General features: G+C 53.6%; 19 protein-coding genes and 1 riboswitch. Of the genes, 7 read left to right on the top strand and 12 right to left on the bottom strand.

Annotation, left to right across the window (positions count from 1 at the left end):
* Positions 1 to 54 precede the first annotated feature (54 nt).
* Positions 55 to 2073, bottom strand: a complete 2019-nt coding sequence (locus tag D889_RS0108285; RefSeq protein WP_010630700.1) for a penicillin-binding transpeptidase domain-containing protein — start codon at positions 2071 to 2073, stop codon at positions 55 to 57.
* 206 nt (positions 2074 to 2279) lie between these two features.
* On the opposite strand from D889_RS0108285, the gene D889_RS0108280 reads away from it, so the two are divergent.
* Together D889_RS0108280 and D889_RS0108275 are read left to right on the top strand one after the other, a co-directional pair.
* Positions 2280 to 3878 carry a bifunctional metallophosphatase/5'-nucleotidase gene (locus D889_RS0108280; protein WP_010630699.1) on the top strand — a complete coding sequence of 533 codons (1599 nt, stop codon included), beginning with the start codon at positions 2280 to 2282 and terminating at the stop codon, positions 3876 to 3878.
* Between the two features lie 12 nt (positions 3879 to 3890).
* Positions 3891 to 4604, top strand: a complete 714-nt coding sequence (locus D889_RS0108275) for a uracil-DNA glycosylase (RefSeq protein WP_010630698.1) — start codon at positions 3891 to 3893, stop codon at positions 4602 to 4604.
* A 91-nt stretch (positions 4605 to 4695) separates the two neighbouring features.
* On the opposite strand, the gene D889_RS0108270 is transcribed toward D889_RS0108275, so the two are convergent.
* The 7 genes from D889_RS0108270 to glpA all read right to left on the bottom strand — a co-directional run bounded on the left by D889_RS0108270 (position 4696) and on the right by glpA (position 14060).
* A complete protein-coding gene (locus tag D889_RS0108270) occupies positions 4696 to 6363 on the bottom strand; it encodes a glycerol-3-phosphate dehydrogenase/oxidase (RefSeq protein WP_010630697.1) in 1668 nt (555 codons plus the stop codon).
* Between the two features lie 185 nt (positions 6364 to 6548).
* Complete coding sequence (glpK, locus tag D889_RS14915) at positions 6549 to 8081, bottom strand: glycerol kinase GlpK (protein ID WP_238537540.1); 1533 nt, start codon at positions 8079 to 8081, stop codon at positions 6549 to 6551.
* 24 nt (positions 8082 to 8105) lie between these two features.
* Positions 8106 to 8942, bottom strand: coding sequence for an MIP/aquaporin family protein (locus D889_RS0108255; protein WP_010630695.1), 837 nt, complete (start codon positions 8940 to 8942; stop codon positions 8106 to 8108).
* Between the two features lie 336 nt (positions 8943 to 9278).
* A complete protein-coding gene (locus tag D889_RS0108250; RefSeq protein WP_010630694.1) occupies positions 9279 to 9842 on the bottom strand; it encodes a glycerol-3-phosphate responsive antiterminator in 564 nt (187 codons plus the stop codon).
* 225 nt (positions 9843 to 10067) lie between these two features.
* On the bottom strand, positions 10068 to 11303 hold the full coding sequence (locus D889_RS0108245; RefSeq protein ID WP_010630693.1) for an anaerobic glycerol-3-phosphate dehydrogenase subunit C: 1236 nt from the start codon (positions 11301 to 11303) through the stop codon (positions 10068 to 10070).
* Complete coding sequence (locus D889_RS0108240; protein ID WP_010630692.1) at positions 11300 to 12445, bottom strand: FAD-binding protein; 1146 nt, start codon at positions 12443 to 12445, stop codon at positions 11300 to 11302. The genes D889_RS0108245 and D889_RS0108240 overlap by 4 nt, the downstream gene beginning before the upstream one ends.
* On the bottom strand, positions 12438 to 14060 hold the full coding sequence (gene glpA, locus D889_RS0108235; RefSeq protein WP_010630691.1) for an anaerobic glycerol-3-phosphate dehydrogenase subunit GlpA: 1623 nt from the start codon (positions 14058 to 14060) through the stop codon (positions 12438 to 12440). The genes D889_RS0108240 and glpA overlap by 8 nt, the downstream gene beginning before the upstream one ends.
* Before the next feature lie 395 nt (positions 14061 to 14455).
* Between glpA and D889_RS0108225 the strand changes: the two genes are divergently transcribed.
* Positions 14456 to 14836, top strand: a complete 381-nt coding sequence (locus D889_RS0108225; RefSeq protein WP_010630690.1) for a hypothetical protein — start codon at positions 14456 to 14458, stop codon at positions 14834 to 14836.
* Between the two features lie 42 nt (positions 14837 to 14878).
* Here the strand turns inward: D889_RS0108225 and D889_RS0108220 are convergent, their stop codons facing one another.
* From D889_RS0108220 to D889_RS0108210, 3 genes are all read right to left on the bottom strand, one after another.
* On the bottom strand, positions 14879 to 16288 hold the full coding sequence (locus D889_RS0108220; protein ID WP_010630689.1) for a PH domain-containing protein: 1410 nt from the start codon (positions 16286 to 16288) through the stop codon (positions 14879 to 14881).
* On the bottom strand, positions 16278 to 16760 hold the full coding sequence (locus D889_RS0108215; RefSeq protein WP_010630688.1) for a PH domain-containing protein: 483 nt from the start codon (positions 16758 to 16760) through the stop codon (positions 16278 to 16280). Before D889_RS0108215 ends, D889_RS0108220 begins: the two co-directional genes overlap by 11 nt.
* A gap of 130 nt (positions 16761 to 16890) precedes the next feature.
* Positions 16891 to 18084, bottom strand: coding sequence for an MFS transporter (locus D889_RS0108210; protein ID WP_345938775.1), 1194 nt, complete (start codon positions 18082 to 18084; stop codon positions 16891 to 16893).
* 457 nt (positions 18085 to 18541) lie between these two features.
* Between D889_RS0108210 and D889_RS0108200 the strand changes: the two genes are divergently transcribed.
* Both D889_RS0108200 and D889_RS0108195 read left to right on the top strand, forming a co-directional pair.
* Positions 18542 to 19687 (top strand): branched-chain amino acid aminotransferase, encoded by a 1146-nt coding sequence (locus tag D889_RS0108200; protein WP_010630686.1) that lies wholly within the window; start codon positions 18542 to 18544, stop codon positions 19685 to 19687.
* 109 nt (positions 19688 to 19796) lie between these two features.
* Positions 19797 to 20957 (top strand): aminotransferase A, encoded by a 1161-nt coding sequence (locus D889_RS0108195; RefSeq protein ID WP_010630685.1) that lies wholly within the window; start codon positions 19797 to 19799, stop codon positions 20955 to 20957.
* Positions 20958 to 21110: 153 nt separating this feature from the next.
* On the opposite strand, the gene D889_RS0108190 is transcribed toward D889_RS0108195, so the two are convergent.
* Positions 21111 to 21587 carry an Hsp20/alpha crystallin family protein gene (locus D889_RS0108190; protein ID WP_010630684.1) on the bottom strand — a complete coding sequence of 159 codons (477 nt, stop codon included), beginning with the start codon at positions 21585 to 21587 and terminating at the stop codon, positions 21111 to 21113.
* 136 nt (positions 21588 to 21723) lie between these two features.
* On the opposite strand from D889_RS0108190, the gene D889_RS0108185 reads away from it, so the two are divergent.
* Entirely contained in the window at positions 21724 to 22311 is a 588-nt protein-coding gene (locus D889_RS0108185) for a cysteine hydrolase family protein (protein ID WP_010630683.1), read from the top strand.
* 96 nt (positions 22312 to 22407) lie between these two features.
* Positions 22408 to 24201, top strand: coding sequence for a DNA helicase RecQ (gene recQ, locus D889_RS0108180; RefSeq protein WP_010630682.1), 1794 nt, complete (start codon positions 22408 to 22410; stop codon positions 24199 to 24201).
* Positions 24202 to 24274: 73 nt separating this feature from the next.
* Positions 24275 to 24454, top strand: a riboswitch (Lysine riboswitch).
* The last annotated feature ends 106 nt before the right edge of the window (positions 24455 to 24560 follow it).

Raw genomic sequence — 24560 nt, 5'->3', positions numbered from 1 at the left:
ACAGACAAGTCAAACAGCAGAGCCTACTTTTAAGTAACATGTACCGCAAATCAATCAGCGGCTCTGGACCTTGTGGAAGACGGCTTTCACTTTGGGCGTGACGACATGGCTGCCGCCGCTCTTCTGCGTGTTTTCAACCATCATCGTGACGAGCAGATTTTTCTTTCCGGCATCGTAGGCAACAAACCAGCCGTTTTCGCGTCCGGTTGCCTTCTGTGACTTCTTGAATTCAGCCGTACCGGTCTTTCCGGCCAGAGTGACGCCGCTGATCTGTGCTGCATGCGCCGTCCCGGCAGGATTTGCGACGACCTGGATCAGATCTTTATTCAGCAGCTGGGCCACCTGCGGCGACATGACATTCTTCTTCCACATCTGCGGGGCGGCATCTGTCTTGATCAGGCGGGGACGTATGATGCTTCCGTCATTGACAAAAGCAGAGTAAATCAGCGAAAGATGCAGCGGATTGACACTGACCTGTCCCTGGCCGTAACCGGAATTGGCAAGCAGTAAGTCATTGTTTAATGTACCGTCATTGGAAATTGTCGACGCATGCATCGGATACGGGACAGGCAGGGCTTCACCGAAACCGTACAGTTTGCTGTCTCCGGCAAATGTGCTGCCGCCGATCTTCAGTGCAGCCTGTGCGAAATAGATATTGTCGGACAGGTACAGTGCCGATTCCAGATTAACTTTCGGCTCAGAGTCCAGCCGTGTGACATGGAAGTTGCCCCAGGACTTGTCCGCCTGCCAGCGCCGTCCATTGATGGCCACTTGCTGTGACGGGCGGATCGCGTTATGGCTCAGTCCGATGGCTGCGGTGATCGGTTTGAAGGTGGATCCCGGCGTTGTGACGCCTGAAAAGCGGTTGAGCAGCGGCTGCTTCGGATCCGTGCTCAGCTTTTTATAAGCGCTGTTTGAAATGCCCATGGCAAACTGATTGGGATCATAGGATGGTGCGCTGACAAGGCCGAGAATGTCACCGCTGGTCGGATTGATCGCAACGGCAGCGCCGCTGTTCTTCTTCAACTGGCCGTACATTGCATCCTGCACCTTCGCATCGATCGTCAGCTGGATATCCTTTCCGTTTCTCGGCTGCTTTTCAGCAACGGTTTTATAGGCCTGTCCGGCTGCGTTATAGAGACGGATGATCGCGCCGTCCCGGGCCCGAAGCTGTTTCTCATACAATTGTTCCAGGCCGGTGCGGCCGATGACCGACTGCGCATTGTAGCCCTGACCTGAATGAGTTTTCAGCAGTTCCGCGGTGATCGGCCCGACGTACCCGGTCAGGTGCCCGCTAGCTGCACCGTCCGGATAGACACGGCTCGGTACGGAGGTCCGGTAGACCCCTTTAAGCGTGGTTGCACGTTTGACCAGTGCCTTATCCGAACTGGCGACCGTCCGTACCGGAACCAGACTGTCGGGCTTCACCCAGCCGGCCTTCATGGCATCTTCAATGCTCTGAGGCGTGATCGCCAGTATCTTTGCCAGCCGGCGGATGGTTTTCGTCCGTGCAGCCCCCTTGCCCAGTTCTCCAGGCACAACATCGATCCGCGCGGCGGTGCCGTCGACAGCCAGACGTTTTCCGTTGCGGTCGAGAATATCGCCCCTTTTAGCCGGGACGATAGTGATCCGGACCATGTCGCCGGCTTTCATTTCAGGCAGAATCAGCGACGGCTGCCAGTCGATATACCAGTTTGTTTCCTTATTGGTTTTCTGCTGCCTTAGCTGAACCTTCTGATTGAACGTAACCGGACCTGCCGCTGTGTCAAGTGTTGCTTTAAGCGGCACGGAACCCGGTTTTTCTTTAGACGGCTGTTTCACAGATGCCGTGAATTTGTCGGCCGAAATACCTTCGTAGACGGTCTGATAGCGCGTGACGAAGTCGTCTTTGCTGATGGACTTCTTGGCTTTGTTCGAGAGATAACTGTACATTTTCGCATAATCCTGTTTCTGCCAGGCTTTCACATATTGATTCAGCCTGTCCTGGGCAGTCGGCTGATGGCCGCAGCCGGAAAGGACAACAATCAGTATGAGTACGAGCATGGATAAAAACGCATAGCCGCGGAATTTCACTGGAGCACCTCCTGAGGTTTATTCGTCGCGTGCGTGATGACGTAAGTATGTGTCCCTGAATCGATCTCTGTCTATTATACGTGATTTCTCGTCTCCATAGAAAGGAAGCAACTGAAAAAGACATCCGATCCTGTCCGAAAATAGGGTAATCCTTGCCACAGAAACGGCGTGAAATGATAGTATGTAAGAGAAGCGGAGGAAAAACGATGGACACGACGAAACTAGTGATACTGGAAACAAGCGATCTTCACGGAAGCATCTATCCGGTCAGCTATGCGGATCAGTCCTGCCGGGATGTCGGGCTCGGGAAAGCAGCGACCCTGATCCGGCGTGAACAGGCTGCCGGAAATCAGATACTGCTGATCGACGACGGGGACCTTATCCAGGGAACGCCGCTTCTTTATCATTATGTCAAATGCGATCATAAAAGGCCGAATCCGATGGTCCTGCTCGAAAACAGACTGGGGTATGACGGTGCGGTTATCGGTAATCATGATTTTAATTTTGGACGTGCAGTACTTGAAAAGACCATACGCAACTCTGATTTTCCCTGGCTTTCAGCCAATATTGTCAGTTCGGAAACAGGACAGCCGTACTTTGGCCGCCCGTATCTGATAAAAGAATTTGCAAATGGAGTCCGGGTTGCGGTGCTTGGCTTAACCACACGGTACATCCCCGTCTGGGAAAAACCTGAAAATATTTTGGGAATGCGTTTCGACGATCCGGTGGCAACAGCCCGGAGATGGATCCCGCGGCTGAAAAATGAAGGGCGGGCCGATGTGGTCGTGGTTGCCTATCATGGCGGCTTTGAACGTGACCCGGACAGCGGCGAAGCAACGGAAACACCGGACGGAGAAAATGAAGGCTACCGGATCTGTACCGATGTACCCGGAGTGGACGTCCTTCTGACCGGCCACCAGCACCGCCGGATCAGCGGCAAAATCATCCACGGTGTGACCATCGTCCAGCCGGGAGTGAACGGGAAGTATCTCGGAAAAGTTGTTGTGGATCTGGCAAGTAAGGGGGAGCGGTGGCAGATCACCGGAAAGCGTTCCGGGCTGCTCTCGGTCAGCGGTGTCCCTGCCGACCGGCAGCTGCTGCGCCTGACCGATCCTTATGAAGCGGATACGGAAGCCTGGCTCAACCGTCCGCTCGGCCGGATCGAGGGCGATATGCGGGTGACCGATCCGATGGACGTGCGGACCCGCGATCATCCGCTGATTGAGTTTATCAACTGGCTGCAAATGAAGGTGTCCGGGGTGGATATTTCACTGACTGCTCTGTTCGACAATGCCTCACCGGGACTGCCGGAACACGTCACCATGCGCGATATTATGGCCAATTATATCTATCCGAATACCCTGAAAGTGATCCGGATCAGCGGCCGCGACATGCGTGCGGCGCTCGAACGGTCGGCCTCCTATTTCATGCTGTTAAACGGAAAGGTCACGGTCAGTCCCTCGTTTACGACGCCGAAACCGCAGCATTACAATTATGATATGTGGGAAGGCATTCATTATATCATGGATATCTCCAAGCCGGTGGGAAGCCGGATTGTGAAATTGGAGTATCATGGCGCACCGGTAACTCCGGATGGACGTTACGACGTCGTGATGAATAATTATCGGTCCGGAGGCGGCGGTGATTATCAGATGTTCCGCGGCCGCCCGGTGATCAAGGATATTCCGGTTGATGTCGCGGAGATCATGGCCGATGCTTTTGAAAAGCAGAAAGTGATCCAGGCCCGGACAAATCATAATTGGAAACTGGTGTACGGACCATATCATAGAAAGGGTACAGACTGAGGTGGAGAAACAGTGAAACATATTCTGAACAACGATTGGGAACCATTGCTGGAACCGGAATTTCATAAAGACTACTATCTGAAACTGAGAGAATTTCTGAAGGAAGAGTACACGACGAAAACGATTTATCCGGATATGTACGATCTCTTTAATGCGCTGAAATATACGCCTTACGAGAAAGTAAAAGTTGTGATTCTCGGACAGGATCCTTACCATGAACCGGGACAGGCGCACGGCCTCAGTTTTTCGGTCAAACCCGGCGTCCCGCAGCCGCCGTCTTTGCAGAACATTTTCAAAGAGCTGCATGATGATCTCGGTTGCGCGATTCCGAAGCATGGCTGCCTGATCGAATGGGCGCGACAGGGTGTGCTGCTGCTCAATACGGTGCTGTCGGTACGCCGCGGTGCCGCAAATTCGCATAAGGGGATGGGCTGGGAGAAGTTTACCGACGCGGTGATCCGTGATCTGAATGAGCGCAAGACGCCGATTGTCTTCATCCTCTGGGGGCGCAACGCTCAGGCAAAGGAAGTGCTGGTTACCAACCCGCAGCACTTCATCATTAAGTCGTCACACCCGAGTCCGTTTTCCGCTCGATATGGGTTCTTCGGCAGCCATCCGTTTTCCCGTGCCAACCGTTATCTGGAGTCTGCCGGCGAAACGCCGATCAACTGGCAGATTTCGATGGAAGAACCGAGTCTCAAAGAGGACCAGCCGGTAAATAGATGATACAGCCTGTTGCATTAAAAGCAGACAAAAACCCCGCGCAGCCAGATCAATCTCTGATTTTGCGCGGGGTTTCAATTATGGAAGAGAGCGTTCAGTTGCCGGCAGGTTTCGATGCTTCATCGAAAGCTTTCGCCAGCTCTGCTTGAAAATGTGCTTTTTGTTCCTGATTCCAGGAAAGCCGGTCAGCCATGTAATCGATGACCGGCTCCGCCCATTTTTTTGCCCAGGAGATATTGAACAGGGTTGTGCCGGTTCTACGTGTAAAATAGTCGACAGGAGAAGCAGCCATCTCCTCGGTCAGCGCATAGTCGACGGTGGCACGAATGAGCGGAGAAAGAGCGTCCTGATGCGGTTTGTTTTGGCCACTACGGATCAGCTGGAACAGGGTATCGGCATTCGTCCCGTATTTCCGGACCAGATCCCATGCGTCCTGCTCCGACAGCCCCAGTTCGGTGCCTTCCGCCGTTTTCTTATGGACAAATTCAGGGAAATGGGCCGAACCGCCGAAATGACCGCCGGACAGGGGAACGTCCACAGTTGTGCAAGGTGGATAATTGATGCCGTTTTCCTCATGAAGTTGTTTGGTCACTTCGTCGACCACGCGTTCCGCCATTTTTCGGTAGCCAGTCAGTTTGCCGCCGGCGATCGAGATTAAGCCGGAATCCGACAGGAAAATCTCATCTTTACGCGAGATCTCGGACGGCGACTTTCCCTCTTCCTGAATCAGCGGCCGCACGCCTGCCCAGCTCGATTCCACATCACCGGCAGTCAGGTGAACGGTCGGGAACATGCCGTTGATCGCGTCAAGAATGTAGTCGCGGTCCTTCACTGTCGGAACGGGATTGATCGGATAGGCGGAGTAGGTGGTGTCGGTTGTGCCGGCGTATACTTTGCCGTCGCGGGGGATGACAAAAATCATCCGCTTGTCCCCGTTCGTCGTGTCGAAATAGATCGCCTGCTTTAATGGGAACCGTTTGCTGTCAATGACGATGTGTACCCCTTTGGTCAGGTGCAGGTGCTTGCCTTTTTTGGAGTGATCCATAGTGCGGATCGTATCCACCCACGGTCCGGCCGCGTTGACAATCTTTTTCGCATGAATCGTGTACAACTTACCGGTTAAACGGTCGGTGACTCTGACACCGGTCAGACGATGATTCGTATCATAGACCAGGTCCTCGACACGCGCATAGTTGACGGCCGTGGCCCCGCGCCGGACAGCTTCTTTCATGACTTCAATTGTCAGGCGTGCATCGTCGGTCCGGTATTCGACATAATAGCCGCTGCCGATCAACCCGTCCTTTTTCAGCAACGGGGCTTTCTTCAATGTTTCCCTGCGGCTCAGCATTGTCCTTCGTTCGTCTTTCCGGACGCCCGCCAGAAAATCATAGACGCGAAGTCCGATCGATGTCGAGAATCTGCCGAACGTGCCGCCTTTATAAATCGGCAGCATCATCTTTTCCGGACTCGTGACATGCGGTGCATTTTCATAGACAATGGCCCGTTCCTTACCGACTTCGGCGACGATCCGGACTTCAAATTGTTTCAGGTAGCGTAAACCGCCGTGAACCAGTTTTGTGGAGCGGCTTGACGTGCCGCCGGCGAAATCCTGCATATCGACCAGACCTGTTCTCAATCCGCGGACCGTCGCATCGAGTGCGGTGCCGGCCCCGGTGATGCCGCCGCCGATAATCAGCAGGTCCAGTTGTGTATCGGCCATCTTCTGTAAGTAAGCCGGACGTTCCAGTGTAGAAAAAGTCATTTTGCTGTCCTCCAATAGAATGATGATTTGCCGGGTACAAAATAAAGGACCGTCGTGTGCATCCTGAAATACGGGAAAAAATTTCCCTGAATGCACATGACGGTCGCTCCATAGTCATGACCGGCAATTAACTTTTCCAGTCTCATTGTCCGGCAAACGCTTTCACATTTCAAATCATCTGCTCATCAGTCGGTGACGGTATCAGCTTCCTGTTTTTTAACGGAAGGCTTGAAGGCACGGGTCGCTGCTACGGCCTGCTTCCAGCCGCTGTACAGTTGAGCCCGCGTATCCTCATTCATTGTTGGCTGAAAGGCTTTTCCCAGCTTCCAGATTTTTCTGATCTCATCGCTATCTTTCCAGACACCGACGGCCAGTCCTGCCAGATAGGCTGCACCGAGTGCGGTCGTCTCAATGTTCGTCGGACGTTCGACCCGGACGCCGAGCAGATCGCTCTGGAACTGCATCAGAAAATTGTTCAGGGAAGCGCCGCCGTCGGCCTTCAGCGTTTTCAGCTGGATACCGGAGTCCTTTTCCATGGCATCCAGAACGTCTTTCGTCTGATAGGCCAGTGACTCAACGGTCGCGCGGATAAACTGTTCCTTCGTCGTTGCGCGCGTCAGCCCGAAAGCCGCACCGCGCGCATCGCTGTCCCAGTAAGGTGTGCCGAGTCCGACAAAAGCAGGAACCAGATAGACCCCGTCGGTCGACGACACGCGGGTTGCATAATCCTCGCTTTCAGGCGACGTTTTAATCATCCGCATGCTGTCGCGCAGCCACTGAATGGCCGATCCGGCGACAAAGATACTGCCTTCAAGGGCATAGGTGACTTTCCCGTTGAGGCCCCAGCCGATGGTCGTCAGCATGCCGCTCTTGGACTGAACGGGCGTCTCACCGGTATTCATCAGCATGAAGCAGCCGGTACCATACGTACTTTTGACCATGCCTTTATCGTAGCAGGCCTGACCGAACAGTGCGGACTGCTGGTCACCGGCAATCCCGGCAATCGGCACCTCAGCACCGAAGAAGTGATAGTCGACGGTTTTCGCATAGGTCTCTGAAGAAGCATGGACCTCAGGAAGCATCGTTTTCGGTACGCCGAGCATCTGCAGCAGCTCGTCATCCCACTTAAGATCATATATATTGAACATCAACGTTCTCGATGCGTTCGAATAATCTGTGACATGGGCCCGGCCGCCGGAGAGTTTCCAGATCAGCCAGGTGTCGATTGTACCAAACAGCAGATCCCCTTTTTCAGCTTTTTCCCGGGCACCGTCGACATGATCGAGGATCCATTTAACCTTAGTACCGGAGAAATAAGGATCAATCAAAAGTCCGGTCTTATTGTGCACCATCTGGCTAAAACCTTTCTTACGAAGTTCATTGCAAATGTCTTCTGTCTGACGCGACTGCCAGACAATCGCATGATAGACCGGATGGCCGTTCGTCTTATCCCAGATCACCGTGGTTTCACGTTGATTGGTAATGCCGATTCCGGCAACCTGTTTCGGCTGAATCTCACTGGAAGTCAGGACGTCGGCAATGACCGCCAGAATCGAAGACCAGATCTCATTGGCATCCTGTTCGACCCAGCCGGATTTTGGGAAAAACTGATGAAATTCTTTTTGTGAAACTTGAACAGCAGTTCCGTTTTCATCAAAAATGATCGCCCGTACACTGGTTGTTCCGGCATCGAGTGCCATGATATATTTTTTCATGATGCAATCATCCTCCTCAGAATTTATTTATCTCTGGCTGAAAGCCGATTTTTTCTGTATCGCAGAAGCAGCGTGACTCTTATATTCATCATAGACGGCGGCGATGACAACGAGTGCAATGATCGCCGCGAACAGCCAGAAGACCGGCATCAGTTTGCCCAGGAAGAAAGCCTGGTAGAACAGCGCGCCGAAAACGCCGCCGATGATCGGACCGAACACCGGGATCCAGGAATAGCCCCAATTGGAGTTGCCCTTGCCGGGTATCGGAAGGACGGCATGGGCGATACGCGGGGCAAGGTCTCGCGCAGGGTTGATGGCGTAGCCCGTGGTCCCGCCGAGTGACAGGCCGATGACCACGATCAGGAAACCGACGATCAGCGGATTCAGACCAAAGGCAAACCGGTTCGCACCAATAGACAGAATGCCGACAAGCAGGATGAATGTGCCGATAATTTCACTCAGCAGGTTGGCCCATTTATGAGGGATCGCCGGTCCGGTGCAAAAAATTCCGAGTTTGACCGAAGCGTTGTCTGTTTCGCGCCAGTGGGGGAGATAATGGAGAAAGACGATACAGCCGCCAAGGAAGCCGCCGATCATCTGTCCTGCCAGATAGGCCGGAACTTTGCTCCACGGGAACGCGCCGATGGACGCAAGTCCGAGCGTCAGCGCCGGATTCAAGTGGGCGCCGCTGAACCGACCGACCGCATAGGCGCCGATGGCTACGGCAAGACCCCAGCCCATGGCGATCACGATCCACCCGGATTGATGGGCGTAGGACTTCTTTAAATTGACACCGGCACAGACCCCGTCGCCGAGGACGATCATAATCATCGTACCGATCAGTTCACCTAAAAAACCAGACATGATTCTTGCCTCCTTCATCAATTTGAGATGAAATCGGGGCAAAAAAATACTCCAGCGGCATCACGCAAGAAGCGCAATACTGCTGAAGTGGAAATACCCGATCTCAATATCCATTGAAGAATCATTAACTTTTACAAGGACCATCTTAATTCAAAATGTAAACGCTGTCAATCATCGGCAAAAATTAAATCACAAGAACTGGATGATCATCCGGAAATGCGCGCATTTCTGAAAAATCGCGCGTATTTCTGAAAAATCGCGCGCAAATTGAAATAAATGCGCGCATTTCACACAGAAAGCAATAGCTAAGTCTAGCAGATCCTTAAAAGTTAATCGCTAATAAACGTGTTCGCGTACAGTCCAGAGATTTCTGTCTGAAGTGGAGACGGCAACGGCACCTGCCGCAAACGCCTTCCGGATTTCTTCCCGGGTTCGAATCAGTCCGCCGGCAACGACAGGAATGCCTGTCCGGTTGCCAATTTCCCGGATCATGTCGTCAATCAGTCCGGGAAGCACTTCAACCATGTCCGGCTTCACCTGTTCCAGCTGACGGTAACTGGTTTCAATCGAGCGCGAATCCAGCAAAAAGAAGCGGAGAACGGTCGCCAGACCTCTTTTCTTAGCGATATTGAGCATCTCGCTGTGCGTCGAAATCAATCCATCGGGACGAATATTCTGGCAGATGAATTCAGCGGCGTAAAGATCGTTCTTCAGTCCATGAATTAAATCGGCATGCAGGAAGACGTTTTTGTTCCTTCTTTTTGCCATCCGCACCATATTCCCGACCTGAGCAATATGGCTGTCAAGAATGACGATCGTTTCATACGGCCCTTCAAGCGATTTCTCAAAGTCTTTCATGTTATTGACCGCCGGTATAATGCATCTGTTTGCGAAAAACAAGCGCATATTCCTCCTTGTGACTGAACTTATCGGTGATTTTTATCACAATTACATTTTAGTTCAAGTCAGAGCAAGAATGAAAGCATTTACACTCAGTACCTTTTTTCAGGTATAGAGGGAGGACCCGGATGTTTTATTCTGAAAGCGAGCGCCTGCAGACAAAAAGGGTCCGCTATTGAAGCGGACCCTTCCGATTGAAACGTTTATGTTTTAAAAATGAATCGATCAGACAGTCTGAAGCTGTTTCGCCCGTTCGTAGGACTCGGCAAGAATCTGCATCGGGTGCCGGACTTCCTTATCCGTCAGCTGGTCCAGCTGATTCTTGCACATCCCGCATTCCGTCACTGTGTAATCTGCATCCAGATTTTTGACGGACTCAGCCATGGTTCTGCCGAGTTTCATCGATATGCCGTATTTTTCTTTCTTGAAACCGAATGTACCGCACTGGCCGCAGCATCCGGCGCCAAGATCATAGATGTTGAAGCCCGGGATGAGTTCAAGAATATCCATTGCCGGCGTGCCCATCCCCTGGGCGCGCATATGGCACGGTGCATGGTAGCCGACCTTTTGTTTCATCGGTGCAAGATGGGTGTTCAGTTCTCCGTTGTCTTTCAGCATGCGCAGATATTCGTCGGCATCGTAAACATGAGCCGCCAGTTCCTTTGCTTTATCAGACCCGTCGATCGACAGGTACTCCTTTTTCAGTGCAAGCCCGCAGCTGGTACATGTCGTTACCACATCATAGCCTTTGCGGGTATACTCCAGCAGACTGTCGATGTTGAAGGCGGCGTTCTTGCGGGCCTGTTTCAGCCGCCCGTTCGCCAGCATCGGCACGCCGCAGCACTTCTGACGCGGTTTGACGACTTCAATGCCGTTGAAGTTCATGACTTTGACGAAGCTCTCGGCCACTTCCGGAGCATTATACATCGCATAACAGCCGACAAAATAGGCCACCTTCCGTTTTGAACCGTGCACTTTATTAGCAAACGAGCGATTGAAGTTTTTAAATTTATACTTCGGGAATTTCCGCTCTTTCGGAATCCGCATGACGGTCTCCATGACCTGGCGCATCGGCTTCATTTTCATCGCCGTATTGGTGACCGGAGCGAACGCTGAAGCCATTTTCCCGACCAGTTCGGCGTTGCTGAGGACAAAGTCACGGAAACTGGAGCCGTGCTTTTCGGTATGGATGGCCTTGGCATAAGTCGTCAGTGTGGAAATGTGGACATCTTCCGGACACGAAAGGTCGCAATTGCCGCACAGCGTGCAATATTCGATACGCTTGTCGTCAATCACCTGTTGATTGTCGATCAGCCTTTTCAGTTCCGGCCCCATGTGCTTCGGACCGCCAAAATCAAGGGTCGCGCCGGTGACCGGACAGCTGGCGACGCAGGCGTTGCATTTCAGACATTTCTCATAGGAATCTTCAAACATATTCAGATCAAGCAGTGCATCATTCATTTTGCCATCCCTCCCGCGACAGTTTTTCGAAGACCAAAGACCGATGCATAGCTCGACACAAGCGAATAGACACCGCCGACAATGCCGTGGCGGGTCAGCTGTCTGCCGCCGCTCGCACCGGCCAGAAACAGATTGTCCGGCGGGTTCATGGGACGTCCGTCGCCATCTGTATTCAGGTGAAGTGCCGTTTCTCTGATCCCGTCCGGGGTGACTTCCAGACCGCCGCCGAGGATGCCGCCGGTGGCCAGAACGAACTGTCTGCCTGCAACATCTGTGGCACGGTTGGCCATCCGGACGCGCACCGAGCGGATATGGTTTTTCTCAATATCAGCCCCGGTAACCGTTGTATCGGCATACAGGCGGACACCGGAACGGATGGCTTTCAGCTTCAGCCGGTCGTTCAGCCGGATGGCGGTAGCGTTCGGCGGCATTCCGGGGGCCTCGGTGACTCTGGCGCCCAGGCCTTCGGAAAATTGCTTCAGCGTCTGTGCCCATGCTTCATTGCCCAGAGATGAGGGGAAGACGAAGAAATCGGCCTGAGAAATACCCTTGTCGGCAAGCTGCCCGCTGATCCTGCGGAGGCAGCGCGCACGGACTTCCTTCTGATCGAGAAGCCGCGCGGCATCGAGCTGGGTCAGGACACGTTGTGAATCTTCACCAAGCGGAATCCGAATGGCGTCGACAGTCATCAGCGGCCGTTCCTTTTGCAGATTCTTGCTGATGAACAGCGGCTGGAAGTCCGGCAGTTCCTGGAAACCGACGACGACCGCATGGCCCCGGTCGGGCACGGGGGTCACCGTGTCCGGGTAAAGTGCTGTCTCTTTTATATGGCCTGAGCCGGTAACCACCGGAACCGGTTCCCGGACATCACCGTTATAGGGGTATCCGAGTTCGCGTGTCAGTGCCTTGAATTTGGCCACAGCCTGCAGCACGTCTGCTTTGTTCTCGGAATGAAACGGATACTGCTTCATCCATTCGTCAAGCGTACCGCGGGAGCCGGGGATCAGATCGAGTACCCCGGTGGACTGCATGATCTTTCCGGCACCGGACATGATCATGGCCGTTCGTTTACCTTCCCCTCTGGCCCAGATTGCGGCCAGCATTCCCGACAGACCCTGGCCGATCACGACTACGTCATACATGCTGCTTCTCCTCCTCATTTCCGAATCCTAATGAAACCTGATAGATCGTCTGCATCAGCTGCAGCTGTTTGGCTGTTTCTCCGGTCGCCACAACGCCCATGCCTTTCCGGCGTTCTTTAACCCCGCGCATCAGTGCGCAGTCTGCTTCCCTGGTTCCGGCTTTGCCGTGTTCCACGGCGAGCGCCGCCGTTCTGAAGTTGCAGAATGTCCCCTGGCAGGGGCCCATCCCGAGCCGGGTGCGGCGGCGGATGTCGCCGAGATCGAGATGCCCGTCGCCGGGAATGGCGGCATCGATTTCCGCCCAGGTCACTTGTTCACATTCACAGACGACGTTTGCGGCTTCTCGGTCTTTCAGAGAGGTTTCAAATTCAGGAGTCCGCACGCCGGCCCAGTTCATCAGTTTATGTCTGGCTGCCGGCGCGAGATTCGCCCCGCTGAACGAATCGGTACTCTTTCGACTTGGGAGCGCTGCCTCGCGGGTCGTACATTGGGCATCGCTGCCGAGTTTCTTGCAGACCAGGTCAACCGTCCGCTCGGCCATCAGCCGGAAGGTCGTCAGTTTGCCGCCGGTGATCGTAATCAGTCCGTCTAGGCCGTCACGTTCGCCATGATCGAGCAGTGCCATACCACGGGTCACGTCTCTGCCGCTCGAGCCCTTTCCTGCCGTTTTCTGATAGAGGGGACGGCTGCCGCTGTAAGCGCGGATCAGCCGCATCTGGTGAATCTCAGGAATCAGATCGGCGCCGGTCGTCAGCATCTGCTCCATTTCTTCCCGGTTCAGAGAGAAATCATTGGGATCGTCGGTATTTTTACCGGTCGTCCCGAAAATGGTCACATCGTGAGCCGGAACGAAGATGTCGCCGTCGCCCGGCATCCGCAGCCGGTTGATCACCCGTTTGTTGAAGCGATGGCTGAAGACGACCAGCATGCCCTTGTTGTTTATAATTCTCAGCGGTACGCCGGCCATTTTGGCAATATTCATGCCCCATGGTCCGGCCGCATTAATCACAATCGGTGCGTAAATATCCTGTTCTTCTCCGTTCCGTGTATCGCGCACATGAATGCCGGATACATGGTTCTGCTCCGTCATGATGCCGGTGACTTCATGATAGGTCAGCAGAGCGGCCCCATGTGCGACGGCATCGGCCGCGACGTCGATCAGCAAAGTAAAATCATCGATGGTTCCGTCCGGCACCTGATAAACGGCCTGCGCCTCCTTTGTCAGATAGGGTTCTTCACGGAAGGCCTGTTCCAGGGGGATTTCGCCGACCGGAATGCCCAGTTTGCCGCAGGAGTCCAGCCATCTGCGCACATAGGCATCATCATCACCCGGGACTTTCACAAACAGGCCGCCTGTCTGCTCAATCGAACCGGGGATTGTTCTCTTCAGAATCAGATTCTCCTGATAGCTCTCAACTGCAGCTTCAGGATCGCGTACCGCATAACGGCATCCTGAGTGCAGCAGGCCGTGGTTTCGGGTCGATGTGCCGTGACCGAGATCACCCTGTTCGACAAGAACGGCTTTGATGCCGCGTAATGCCAGGTCCCGCAGAATACCTGTCCCGGTGACGCCACCGCCGATAACCGCAACTTCTGTTTCCAAGGCCTTTTTCATCATATCTTTCCTCCTCGTAATCGGCACCGCAGCCGGAAAGCGGCGCCCCAAGACTCACTTCATATGAAATTAAGTAAGCGGATACATTTTACTAGTCGCATCACACTGCTGTCTCAATGCCCCCGGACATAATGAAAAAGGTCGACAGAATCCAGCCAGACGAGTGATCTGTCCAGCTGGAACCGCCGGCCTTTTCCATAATCTCCGGGCCGTCTATTATATTTTCACATTTATTATACTGCAATCGAATTTGTTTTGGCGTGAAAGGGGATACATATTGTGAACTTTCCTTGACGAAACGCCCTGTCGACTGACTCGCCGGGCAAAGGAATTTTCGTGATTGTCTGCAGAAGACCGTCATGTTATGCTTTTGGCAAATAGAGGGGGCAGGTCGCGTGATACCGTTTGATCATAATGCCGGGAAAGACCCGATGGCCGCATACGAGAATGAGATTTTAAAGGGGCTGCATTCGGCAAAACATCTTTCAAAACAGGACAGACGGACGGCGGATCCGGAATTTCCCGCGGCAGAGGAGTTCTCTTACCCCAATTCATGGCAGATGGACGAGGCCGCAAGACATCTGAACCACCGGATTGCGGCGCTGCGCCATGAGAACGGGCGGCTCCGGGCAGAGCCCAGCCTTTGGGGAGGCCGGGCAGACGATTCGTGTGATCAGGATGAAGGATGGTCGTCCTTTGAATCCGCCGATCCTTCAGACTGTTCATCCGGCGAAGAAGCCGGGGACATGGAAACAGACGGGCCGAATGAAGAGTAATACGCGCGACACGGCACATCGATCCGTGTGTCCGCGCCGGCATCAGCCGTCTCTGAACCATTGGAAGAGCCGGTCCGAATCCACTTTCTCCAGCTGGCGCACTCTGTAGCACTGGCCGGCCGAAGAGCGGATGAAAAGGCTGCAGGTGCCGAGGCTGAAACGGCGCTGAACGAGCGACTGATGTGCTGTAAACGACTGAATCCGGTTTTTCAGTGTGATCATCCGGGTTTTCGTCAGCAGACGATAGGAAAAAACAAGTCGTTCACCGTCAAGATCATAGCCGGAGGAACGAGACTGCAGAAAAACAAGAGCCATGGCAGCGGGCAGGACCGGCCACAGCCACAGCCCCCACTGGAAGAAGGAGGAAAGGGCCACAAGGACAACTGTGAGCGGCAGCACCGGCAGCATCATCATATAAAACTGACTGCGGAGCGGGACGGACTTGCAGCTGATCGAACCGGCAAATTCCGGAATCACTGTATCAAGGAAGGCCTGCAGCTTTTTTCTCCGTAGGATCGGGAAGACGAGCACGGCACCTTCCTTATTTTTATCGTTATTGACGCTGCCGCTGCACTCGGCATAAATGGTGCAGAAGCCGGTCAGCTGCTGCAGCCAGGACTCGCAGATCCGTATGGCCTGAACACGGTCTTTCATATAAGTCGCGTCCGCCGTCTCAAGAATCCCCTTGTGGATCAGCCACTTCTCCGGTGTGACGGTGAGTCTGAAGTTGCCCCAGCGAAAAAAGGTCACAACGGCTGAGCAAAGCCAGAGCCCGATCACCAGCAGGAGGATCAGCGGAATGAGTGTGGCCGGAGGGAGAAGGATAAACTGATGGAACGACCGGTTCAGCCACTGGTCGGGGACAAGCTGGCCGGCCGAAGACCAGAAGGCCAGCAGGACACCGATGATCCCGATGCTTGATGAGGTAAATGTGGCGAAGACAAAGTTCCGGATGGACAGTCGGAACACGATTCGTGATGACGCCGTCTCCATGTTTGCACCGGGCGCTGTATCCGGATCGCCATGGCCGAGAAGCCGGCGGACACGGCCGGCTTCCTGATGCGACAGTACCGCCAGGACTACATCACCTTTGTCGGCAGGATCTACCGTGTCGAGCCGCAGCTGGACCAGGCCGATCAGCCGAAGCAGCAGGTTGGTCTGGAGCTGAACGGACTGAATCCGGGAAATATGGATATAGCGGTCATGGCGGATGAGGACGCCGGACTGAATATGAAAGCTGCCGCCGCGGACTTCATAGGTGAAGCGAAGCCATTTAAAAAAATTGTAGATCAGAATAATGGCAAGAGTGGCGAGCACATAACCCGCCCATTGCGTGAAATGCTGCAGAAATGTGAAGAAACTGATGCCCAGTGGCAGGACCAGCTTCCGTAGTGTGCCCAGGCTCTCTGAAAGAACGGCAAATACGTGAAGACGCTTTTTCTCAGAGTTCATCGGCACCATTCTCCTTGATCTGTTCGGCAATCCGGTCGCGCAGAACATGAGCCTCCGCAGCGTTCAGTGCCGGAATCGTCTGGGTATCGGCCGCTGTGGTGATCGATACCGAGACCAGGTGATATCGGCGCAGCAGCGGCCCCTGTTCGGTGGTCACATTCTGTACCCGTGCCAGCGGGATGGAAACCTGCCGGATGACAAAGACGCCGTCCCGAATCAGAAAATCACTCTGGCGAAACGTGTAAAAAAAGGTGCGGTAGCGGATTACCGGGATCACCAGGACATACAGAATCAGATGCAGTGCCACAAGTATGGCCAGAGTGCCGGCAATAAGATAGAAGAAACCGGGCCAGCTAAAATATACCGTGCAGGTAAAAAATCCGGCCAGAATCAGCCAGAAGATCAAATTCGTCATGAGGGACCGCTGGCGCCAGACGGTTACAATGCCGGGGTCGAGATGCTGCTTTTCCAAATGCCGTGCCTCCGTTCAGAAGATTAATTAAATGATATCATGCCGCGCAAGGGCGGCGGGAGATTTTCAGGACGCAAAAAAGGAGGTGCCGCAGCGGCACTCCTTTGCAATTAATATAATATACGTCGGATTAAAATGAGCGTGCACGCAGTTTCTTCCGGCTGACTCTCGGGAAGAATGTGAAGGAACGTTCACCGCGGATCCGGTTGATGAGGATCAGGAACGTCAGATAGAAGCAGGCGATCGCGACGATGTACCAGAGCGTGGCGGCCATTCCGGCATGATCGAGAGAAAATCCGGTGAACGCCGGCAGCAGCGCCATCCCCAGCCCGCACAATCCTGAGATGACCGGAGTCACGAGATGGGCACTGTTCGGGATCGAGAAATTAGCGAAGACAAGTGTAATTGAATAAATGCCGGACAGCATCAGTCCCAGTGTCGCAACGAAAAAGTAGCCAAGCAGCACGTTCTTTAACAGGATGAACAGAATCAGTGAAAGAATGGCGCCGCAAATATTGGTGAGCAAGTATTTTTTATAGGTCACTTTCCGAATGATCACCCCAGTCAGGGCACGCCCGATCACCATCGATGCCCAGAAGATGCCGACACTGACGGAGGCATAATAGGCAACCAGATGGAGATAGTTCATGAAAATGGAAGACATGAAATTATTGAGGCTGCCTTCAAGGCCGCCATAGAGGAAAATGGCCAGCCCGAACAGCACCAGTGTAAGCATCTTGCGTCCGGGCGTCAGTGGAATCTGCTTTCCGGCACCGGAAGCGTCGAGCGGACGGGCGGATGAATCCGTACCATTCTGGGAAATCGAAATGCGCGTCGACAGAACAGCAAGGAATACAGCGAGAACGGCCGTAATCAGAAACAGGAAACGCCAGATGTCAAGAGCGATGAACGTGCTGGCCAGAAGCGGCATGGAAAAGGCGCCGAGTCCGAATGAAACTTCAAGATAGCTCATGGCAACCGCCTGACGACCGGTGAACACTTCAAGAAACAACGTCGCGACGACAATACCGATCGATGACGAGCCGATGCTGTTGATAAAATACAGGATCATGACGACAGGGAGCGGCGGCAGTGCCAGAATACCAAACTGAGCAAAAGCAATGATTGATGCCGCAATGGCCAGCAGCGGTTTCGGCGGGAAACGGTTGTTCAGCCAGGATGTGATCAGGACACCGACAAGAAAGCCCATCGCACCGACAAAAATCAGCTGCCCGCCGACTGTATAAGAAACTTCATAGAAACTGAGCAATTGTGGCATTACCGATCCGACGACGATCGCCGTCAGGCCGGTCAGAAAATACAGGGAACAAGCTGCAAAAGTAAACTGGCGCGTGATCCACGCCCCCTTTCAGAATTTCCTGAGAAAGACAAAGAAGAAGCGCTAAATCATTAACGTACGCGCCTCTTCCTTCTCAACTCAGACTATTGTAGCAGGAACGTTTGAATGTTTAAAGGGAATGACACAGGTTTTACAAAAAATATTTTCATCAGCTTCCTGTGCCTCTTTCTGCATCATGTTTCGCAACATTCCGGGCCCTATTTAATAAGGTACATAGCAGTTTTTTTGCTCTATTGTTATAATTAAGTAAACGGAATGTTAAGAATGGACGGCGATGTTAAACCTGACTGTTGATGTTCACTTCAGGCGCCTGCTTTCCGCGCCAGGCAACAGTCAGTGGCGACAGAGTCAAAAAAATCAGAGCGGCAATCCGAAAGCTGTTATCCCGTGCCTTCGGATGCCTTTCAGGAGGTTTCTCAACATGGGACAGCCGATCACGTTCCACAAGGCCGATCAGTTAAAAGCAAAACCGGATTCGGATCACCTTGGTTTCGGCAATTTCTTCACTGATTATATGTTTGTCATGGATTACACGGCGGATGTCGGTTGGCATGACGCCCGGATTGTGCCTTACGGACCGCTTGAACTCGATCCGGCAGCTGCGATTTTCCATTACGGCCAGGAAGTGTTTGAAGGCATGAAGGCCTATAAAGCAAAAGACGGCCGTATTCTTCTGTTCCGCCCGGACATGAATCTGAAACGGCTGAACCATTCCTGCGAACGGCTGGACATTCCAAAAGTAGACGGCGATTTTGTCATCAAGGCCATTAAAAAACTGGTGGCCGTTGAAAAGGACTGGATTCCGGAGAAACCCGGCCAGTCGCTGTACATCCGGCCGTTTATTATCGGTACGGATGCCTTTCTTGGCGTCCATCCGTCTACAACCTACAAACTGATCATCATTCTCTCACCGGTCGGCGCGTATTTCGGCGATTCCGTCAAACCGGTCAGCATCTACGTAGAAGATGAATATGTACGTGCCGTGCGCGGCGGTGTCGGTTTTGCCAAGACGAGCGGCAATTATGCGGCCAGCCTCCGGGCGCAGTCAAAGGCAGAGGAACTGGGCTTCGATCAGGTCCTGTGGCTCGACGGTGTGGAACACAAATATGTCGAAGAAGTCGGCAGCATGAATATCTTTTTCAAAGTCGGCGATGAAGTGTGGACACCGGAACTGAACGGAAGCATACTACCCGGCGTGACCCGCGATTCCGTGATCCGGCTTCTGAAGCACTGGGGTGTCCCGGTCAAAGAACGCCGGATTTCCGTGAAGAAGCTCTTTAAGAAGGCGGAGAAGCAGGAACTGAAGGAAGTCTTCGGGACGGGCACGGCCGCCGTCATCTCACCGGTCGGTTTTCTGAAATGGGAGGACCGGGTCATCAAAGTGGCCAACGGCGAAACCGGACCGCTGGCTAAGAAACTTTATGAAACGCTCACCGGTTTGCAAACCGGAGAGATCAAAGACAAACCGGGCTGGACTCAGGAAGTCAAGCTGAAGGGGAGTTCGAAAAAGGTTTCAGAAAAGGCTTCAGAAGTAACTCCGGAACCGGAAACCCCGGTCGCCGAATAAGAAGAAAAATAGGTGTCTCTGTGCGGGAAATGACTGCACGGAGGCTTTTTTGTTATGATAAGAACGTTAAAATTTGTCATGTCAGGATTCATCGAAGAGGAGGAGCAGGATGGAGCAACGGGTAAACAGCCGGGTCCGTTCGATTCAGATCAGCGGAATCCGCCGCTTTTTCAATAAAGTCAGAAATTATCCGGACGCTGTTTCACTCACAATCGGTCAGCCGGATTTCCCGACACCGCAGCATGTCAAGGATGCCGGGAAAGCAGCAATTGATCACAATCACACCGCCTATACGGCGAACGCCGGTCTTCCGGAATTGCGGCAGGCGATCAGCAGCTATGTGAGTGAAAAGTATGATCTGCACTACGATCCGGAGACGGAGATTATTACGACGATCGGTGCCAGTGAGGCGATTGATCTGTCATTCCGGACCATTCTCGAGCCGGGCGACGAGGTGATTCTCCCCGGTCCGGCTTATCCGGGTTACGCCGCACCGATCATTCTCGCCGGCGGGAAACCGGTCTATGTCGATACACGGGATACGGATTTCAAAATGACAGCCGGGCAGATTGCGGCCCACCTGACCGCAAAAACGAAGGCGGTCGTCATTCCGTATCCGTCCAATCCGACCGGCTGCGTGCTGTCGGGCGAGGAAATCGGTGCGATCGCCGCGTTGCTGCGGGATAAATCGATTTTTGTCGTCTCTGACGAGATTTACAGCGAACTGATCTACGGGAAAAAGCATGTGTCAATCGGTACTTTTCCCGGTATGAAAGACAAAACACTTGTGATCAACGGTCTCTCAAAGTCGCACGCCATGACCGGCTGGCGGATGGGCTATGTGCTTGCCGACCGGCCGATTGCCGACCAGCTGATTAAAATTCATCAGTACGGCATTTCCTGCATCACCAGTATCACGCAGTATGCGGCGATTGAAGCGCTGACGAATGGGAAAGACGATGCCGCGCCAATGCGCCGGGAATATCGGCGGCGCCTGGACTACTGCATGGAACGGCTTGAGCATATGGGGCTCGACGTCGTCCGCCCGTCCGGTGCTTTCTATGTGTTCCCGTCGATTCGCCGGTTCGGACTGACCTCCGAGCAGTTTGCCTTGAAACTGCTCGATCAGGAACGGCTGGCGGCCGTACCGGGCAGCGCCTTCTCGTCGTATGGCGAAGGCTATCTTCGTCTTTCCTATGCCTATTCCATGGATGTGCTGAAAGAAGGACTTGACCGGCTCGAACGATTTATCGGAAAACTGGAGAACTGACTCAAATAAACTGCCGGACATTTTACGACGCTGGTCAAATGTCCGGCAGTTTATTATTTTTGCTGATCGGTTCGGCAACAAATTTCCATAAAATGGTGTTCGGCTGGATTTCTGGCCTTAACGGCTGGATTTCTGGCCTTAACGGCTGGATTTTTAGTCGATGCTTAACGTATTCCCCGTCTTTGGATATTTCGGTCCGTGGATTTTAAGTACGCCGTTCAGGAAAGAGGCATGCGTCCGTGCCCGGTCAATCGTGTAGGGAACGGAAATGAAGCGCTCGGCATGCGCAAACTGGCGCTCCCGCGAATAGGTACCTTTATCTTTCTGCTCCGTTTCGACAGAGACATCGTTTTCAACGGCAATCCGGATTCGTTCCTCATAGAGATCAATATGGATATTTTCCCGGGTGGCGCCGGGCAGTTCGGCCTCCACAACCCATTCATTGCGGGTCTCATAGAGCCTGACGGGAAATCCGCCGGAGAACAGCGAATGATTTTCAAAAAAGTCGTCAATCGATTTCAGTATGCCGCGGAACGGATCCTGCCGGAAAAAAGCATCCAGTTCATCAAGAGGTTTCCGCCGGATCGGTTTGATCGGCCGGTTCGCTTCAGAATCTTTCGGCTCAGTCATTGTTCTTCCCCCTTTCCATAGCCAATCTACTTCAGCATATGAAAAAATATGCTGCCTGTTCCTGCATGAATGCCCGGGAATGATCCCGGATCCGGCAGGGAATAATGTAGAAAAATGACGGGAGGCGGCAGGGATCATGACGCAGGACACTTTTTCCGGGAACCAGGCAGCTTTGCTGATCATCGACATGATCAATCCGCTTCAGTTCAGTAAAGGATCGATGCTGCTTGAAGAGATGAAGAAAATCGGCGATCCGCTGGCCACATTGATTCACAGAGCAAGAGAAGCAGGACTGAACGTCATCTATGTTAATGATAATGCCGGCCGCTGGCAGTCAGAGAAGGACTTCATCATTCAGCAGGCACTTAATGGGCCGGCAAAGAAGATTGTTGAAAAACTGCTGCCCGGTGCCGGAGACTATTTTGTCATCAAACCGAAGCACTCGGGCTTTTTTGCCACACCGCTTCAGGCGTTTCTTGCCGAGCGGGAGATCCGTACGCTGATTCTTACCGGCGTCGCCGGAAATATCTGCGTCCTGTTTACCGCTAATGATGCCTACATGCGCGGTTACCGACTGTTTGTGCCCGGAGACTGCTGCGCCTCTAACGTATATGAAGACAATGTGTTCGCCCTGCGGATGATGGAGAATGTGCTGGGAGCTGACACTCGTCCTCAGGAAGAAATTGATTTTTCAGTACTGAGCAAGGGGCCGAAAGACCGGTGAACGGCGAAACTCCGTGCGGGAACGTGCGGCGCCTTGTGGTAAAATGAAACTGGTAAACTCGCAGTCTTTCAGCATGTGCGTAAGGTGGTTCGGATCATGGAAGAAACAGCACTCAGTCTGCTGAAAAAATATTTTGGCTATGACCGTTTTCGCAAAGGGCAGGACGAGATCATTTCCCGGCTTCTGGCCGGGCGGGACACGGTCGGGATCATGCCGACCGGCGGCGGGAAATCGCTCTGCTATCAGATTCCCGCACTGCTTTTGCCGGGCACCGTTCTGGTGATCTCGCCGCTGATTTCACTGATGAAGGATCAGGTCGATGCACTGGAAAACATCGGAATTCCGGCAACTTACATTAACAGTTCACTCTCCGCGGGCGACGTGGCCGGACGGCTGGCTGCTGCGGCGGCCGGCAAATACCGGCTGCTCTACATTGCGCCGGAACGGCTTGAACTGTCCGGCTTCCGTCAGGCACTCCGGGCGATGCATGTCTCGCTCGTCGCCGTCGACGAGGCCCACTGCATCTCGCAGTGGGGGCATGATTTCCGGCCGAGCTACAGGGAAATCGCCCGGATGCTGGAAGACTTTCCGCACCGTCCGGTTGTGGCGGCGCTGACCGCTACAGCAACGCCGCGCGTCACGGCCGATATTTGCCGCCTGCTCCGGATTCCGCAGGATCAGGTTGTCGCCACCGGCTTCGCCCGTGACAATCTCTTCTTTCAGGTGGTCCGCGGTCAGAATCCGGATGCCTTCTTAACCGATTATCTGGGCAAAAACCGTGACCAGCCGGGAATTATTTATGCAGCAACCCGTAAAGATGTCGACCGGATCCATCATCAGCTGATCACCGCCGGCTTTAAGGCGGCGCGCTATCACGCCGGATTGTCGGAAAAAGAGCGGGCGGACAGCCAGGAACGTTTTCTGTATGACGATGTATCCGTGCTCGTTGCGACCAATGCGTTCGGCATGGGGATCAATAAATCCAACGTCCGGTTTGTGATCCATTACAGTATGCCGCGCAACATTGAGGCGTACTACCAGGAAGCGGGCCGGGCCGGGCGCGACGGTGAGAAGAGCGACTGTATACTGCTCTTTTCACCGCAGGACATCCGCCTGCAGAAATTTTTCATCGATCAGTCGGATCTGGACGATAATTTGAAAGGTGAAGAATTCCACAAACTGGATCAGATGATCGGCTACTGTCATACAGAATCCTGTCTTCAGGGGTACATCCTGCGCTATTTCGGCGAAAAAGATCCGGCCCCCTGCCAGCACTGCGGCAATTGCCGGGACACGCGGCAGAAATCGGATGTCACCGTCTCTGCCCAGAAGGTGCTCTCCTGTGTCCGGCGGCTGCGCGAGCGTTATGGTAAGACGATGGTGGCGAAAGTGCTGGCCGGTGCTTCCGATCAGAAGATTCTCAGCTTCAGACTGAACCGGTTGCCGACGTACGGGATTATGAAAGAGCAGACGCAGCGCCAGATCGCCGAGTTCATCGATTTTCTGACCGGTGAGCAGTATCTGGAGCTGCGCGGGGGCGCCTATCCGACACTGTCCCTGACAGAGCGGGCGGTTCCCGTGCTGAAAGGCGAGGCGAAAGTGCTCAGGAAGGGCAAGGTCCGGGCGGTTCAGCTGGAAGTGCACAATGAACTCTTTGAAAAATTGAAGCAGGTGCGCAAAGAGCTGGCACAGAAAGAGTTTGTGCCGCCGTATATCATTTTTTCCGATCAGTCGCTCCGCGAGATGAGCGCGCAGCTGCCGTCGAATGACCGCGAATTTCTGATGATCCGCGGCGTCGGCCAGCAGAAACTGGAAAAATACGGCCAGGCCTTCATGACAGCGATTGCCGCGTACGAAGCGGCGGCTGCGAAGGCGGAATCGGGAAGCTGACGGTTGAAAATATTTTCCGGAACAAGTAAAATGAGGCCTGTTGGCATTAATATCTGAATCTCCTCACATGATCAGAGGGGGTAGAGGCTGCAGCACTTATGAAGCGCACGGGTGAAGCCGGGAGAGGCTGATGACGCCGCGCAAAAGGAAATGCTGCCGAAGCCGGTCCGGCACTCCCGCCGGGCCGGCTGGGATCGCTTCCGAAAGGGGCGGGACTGTCACATGCGGATGCATGTGTTGTGCTATCAGTGGACGACATGGGCGGAGAACGATAGGCTGGCGATCAGTTGTGCTTGATGATTGATTGTTTTGATAAAAACAGTTCCTGTCCGTGGTACGGCTCAGTCGAGCGTCCCGCG

The organism is Sporolactobacillus vineae DSM 21990 = SL153, from assembly GCF_000377985.1.
Classification (GTDB): domain Bacteria; phylum Bacillota; class Bacilli; order Bacillales; family Sporolactobacillaceae; genus Sporolactobacillus; species Sporolactobacillus vineae.
Note: the sequence above shows the minus strand (reverse complement) of the source record. Positions and strands in the feature narration are given on the sequence as shown.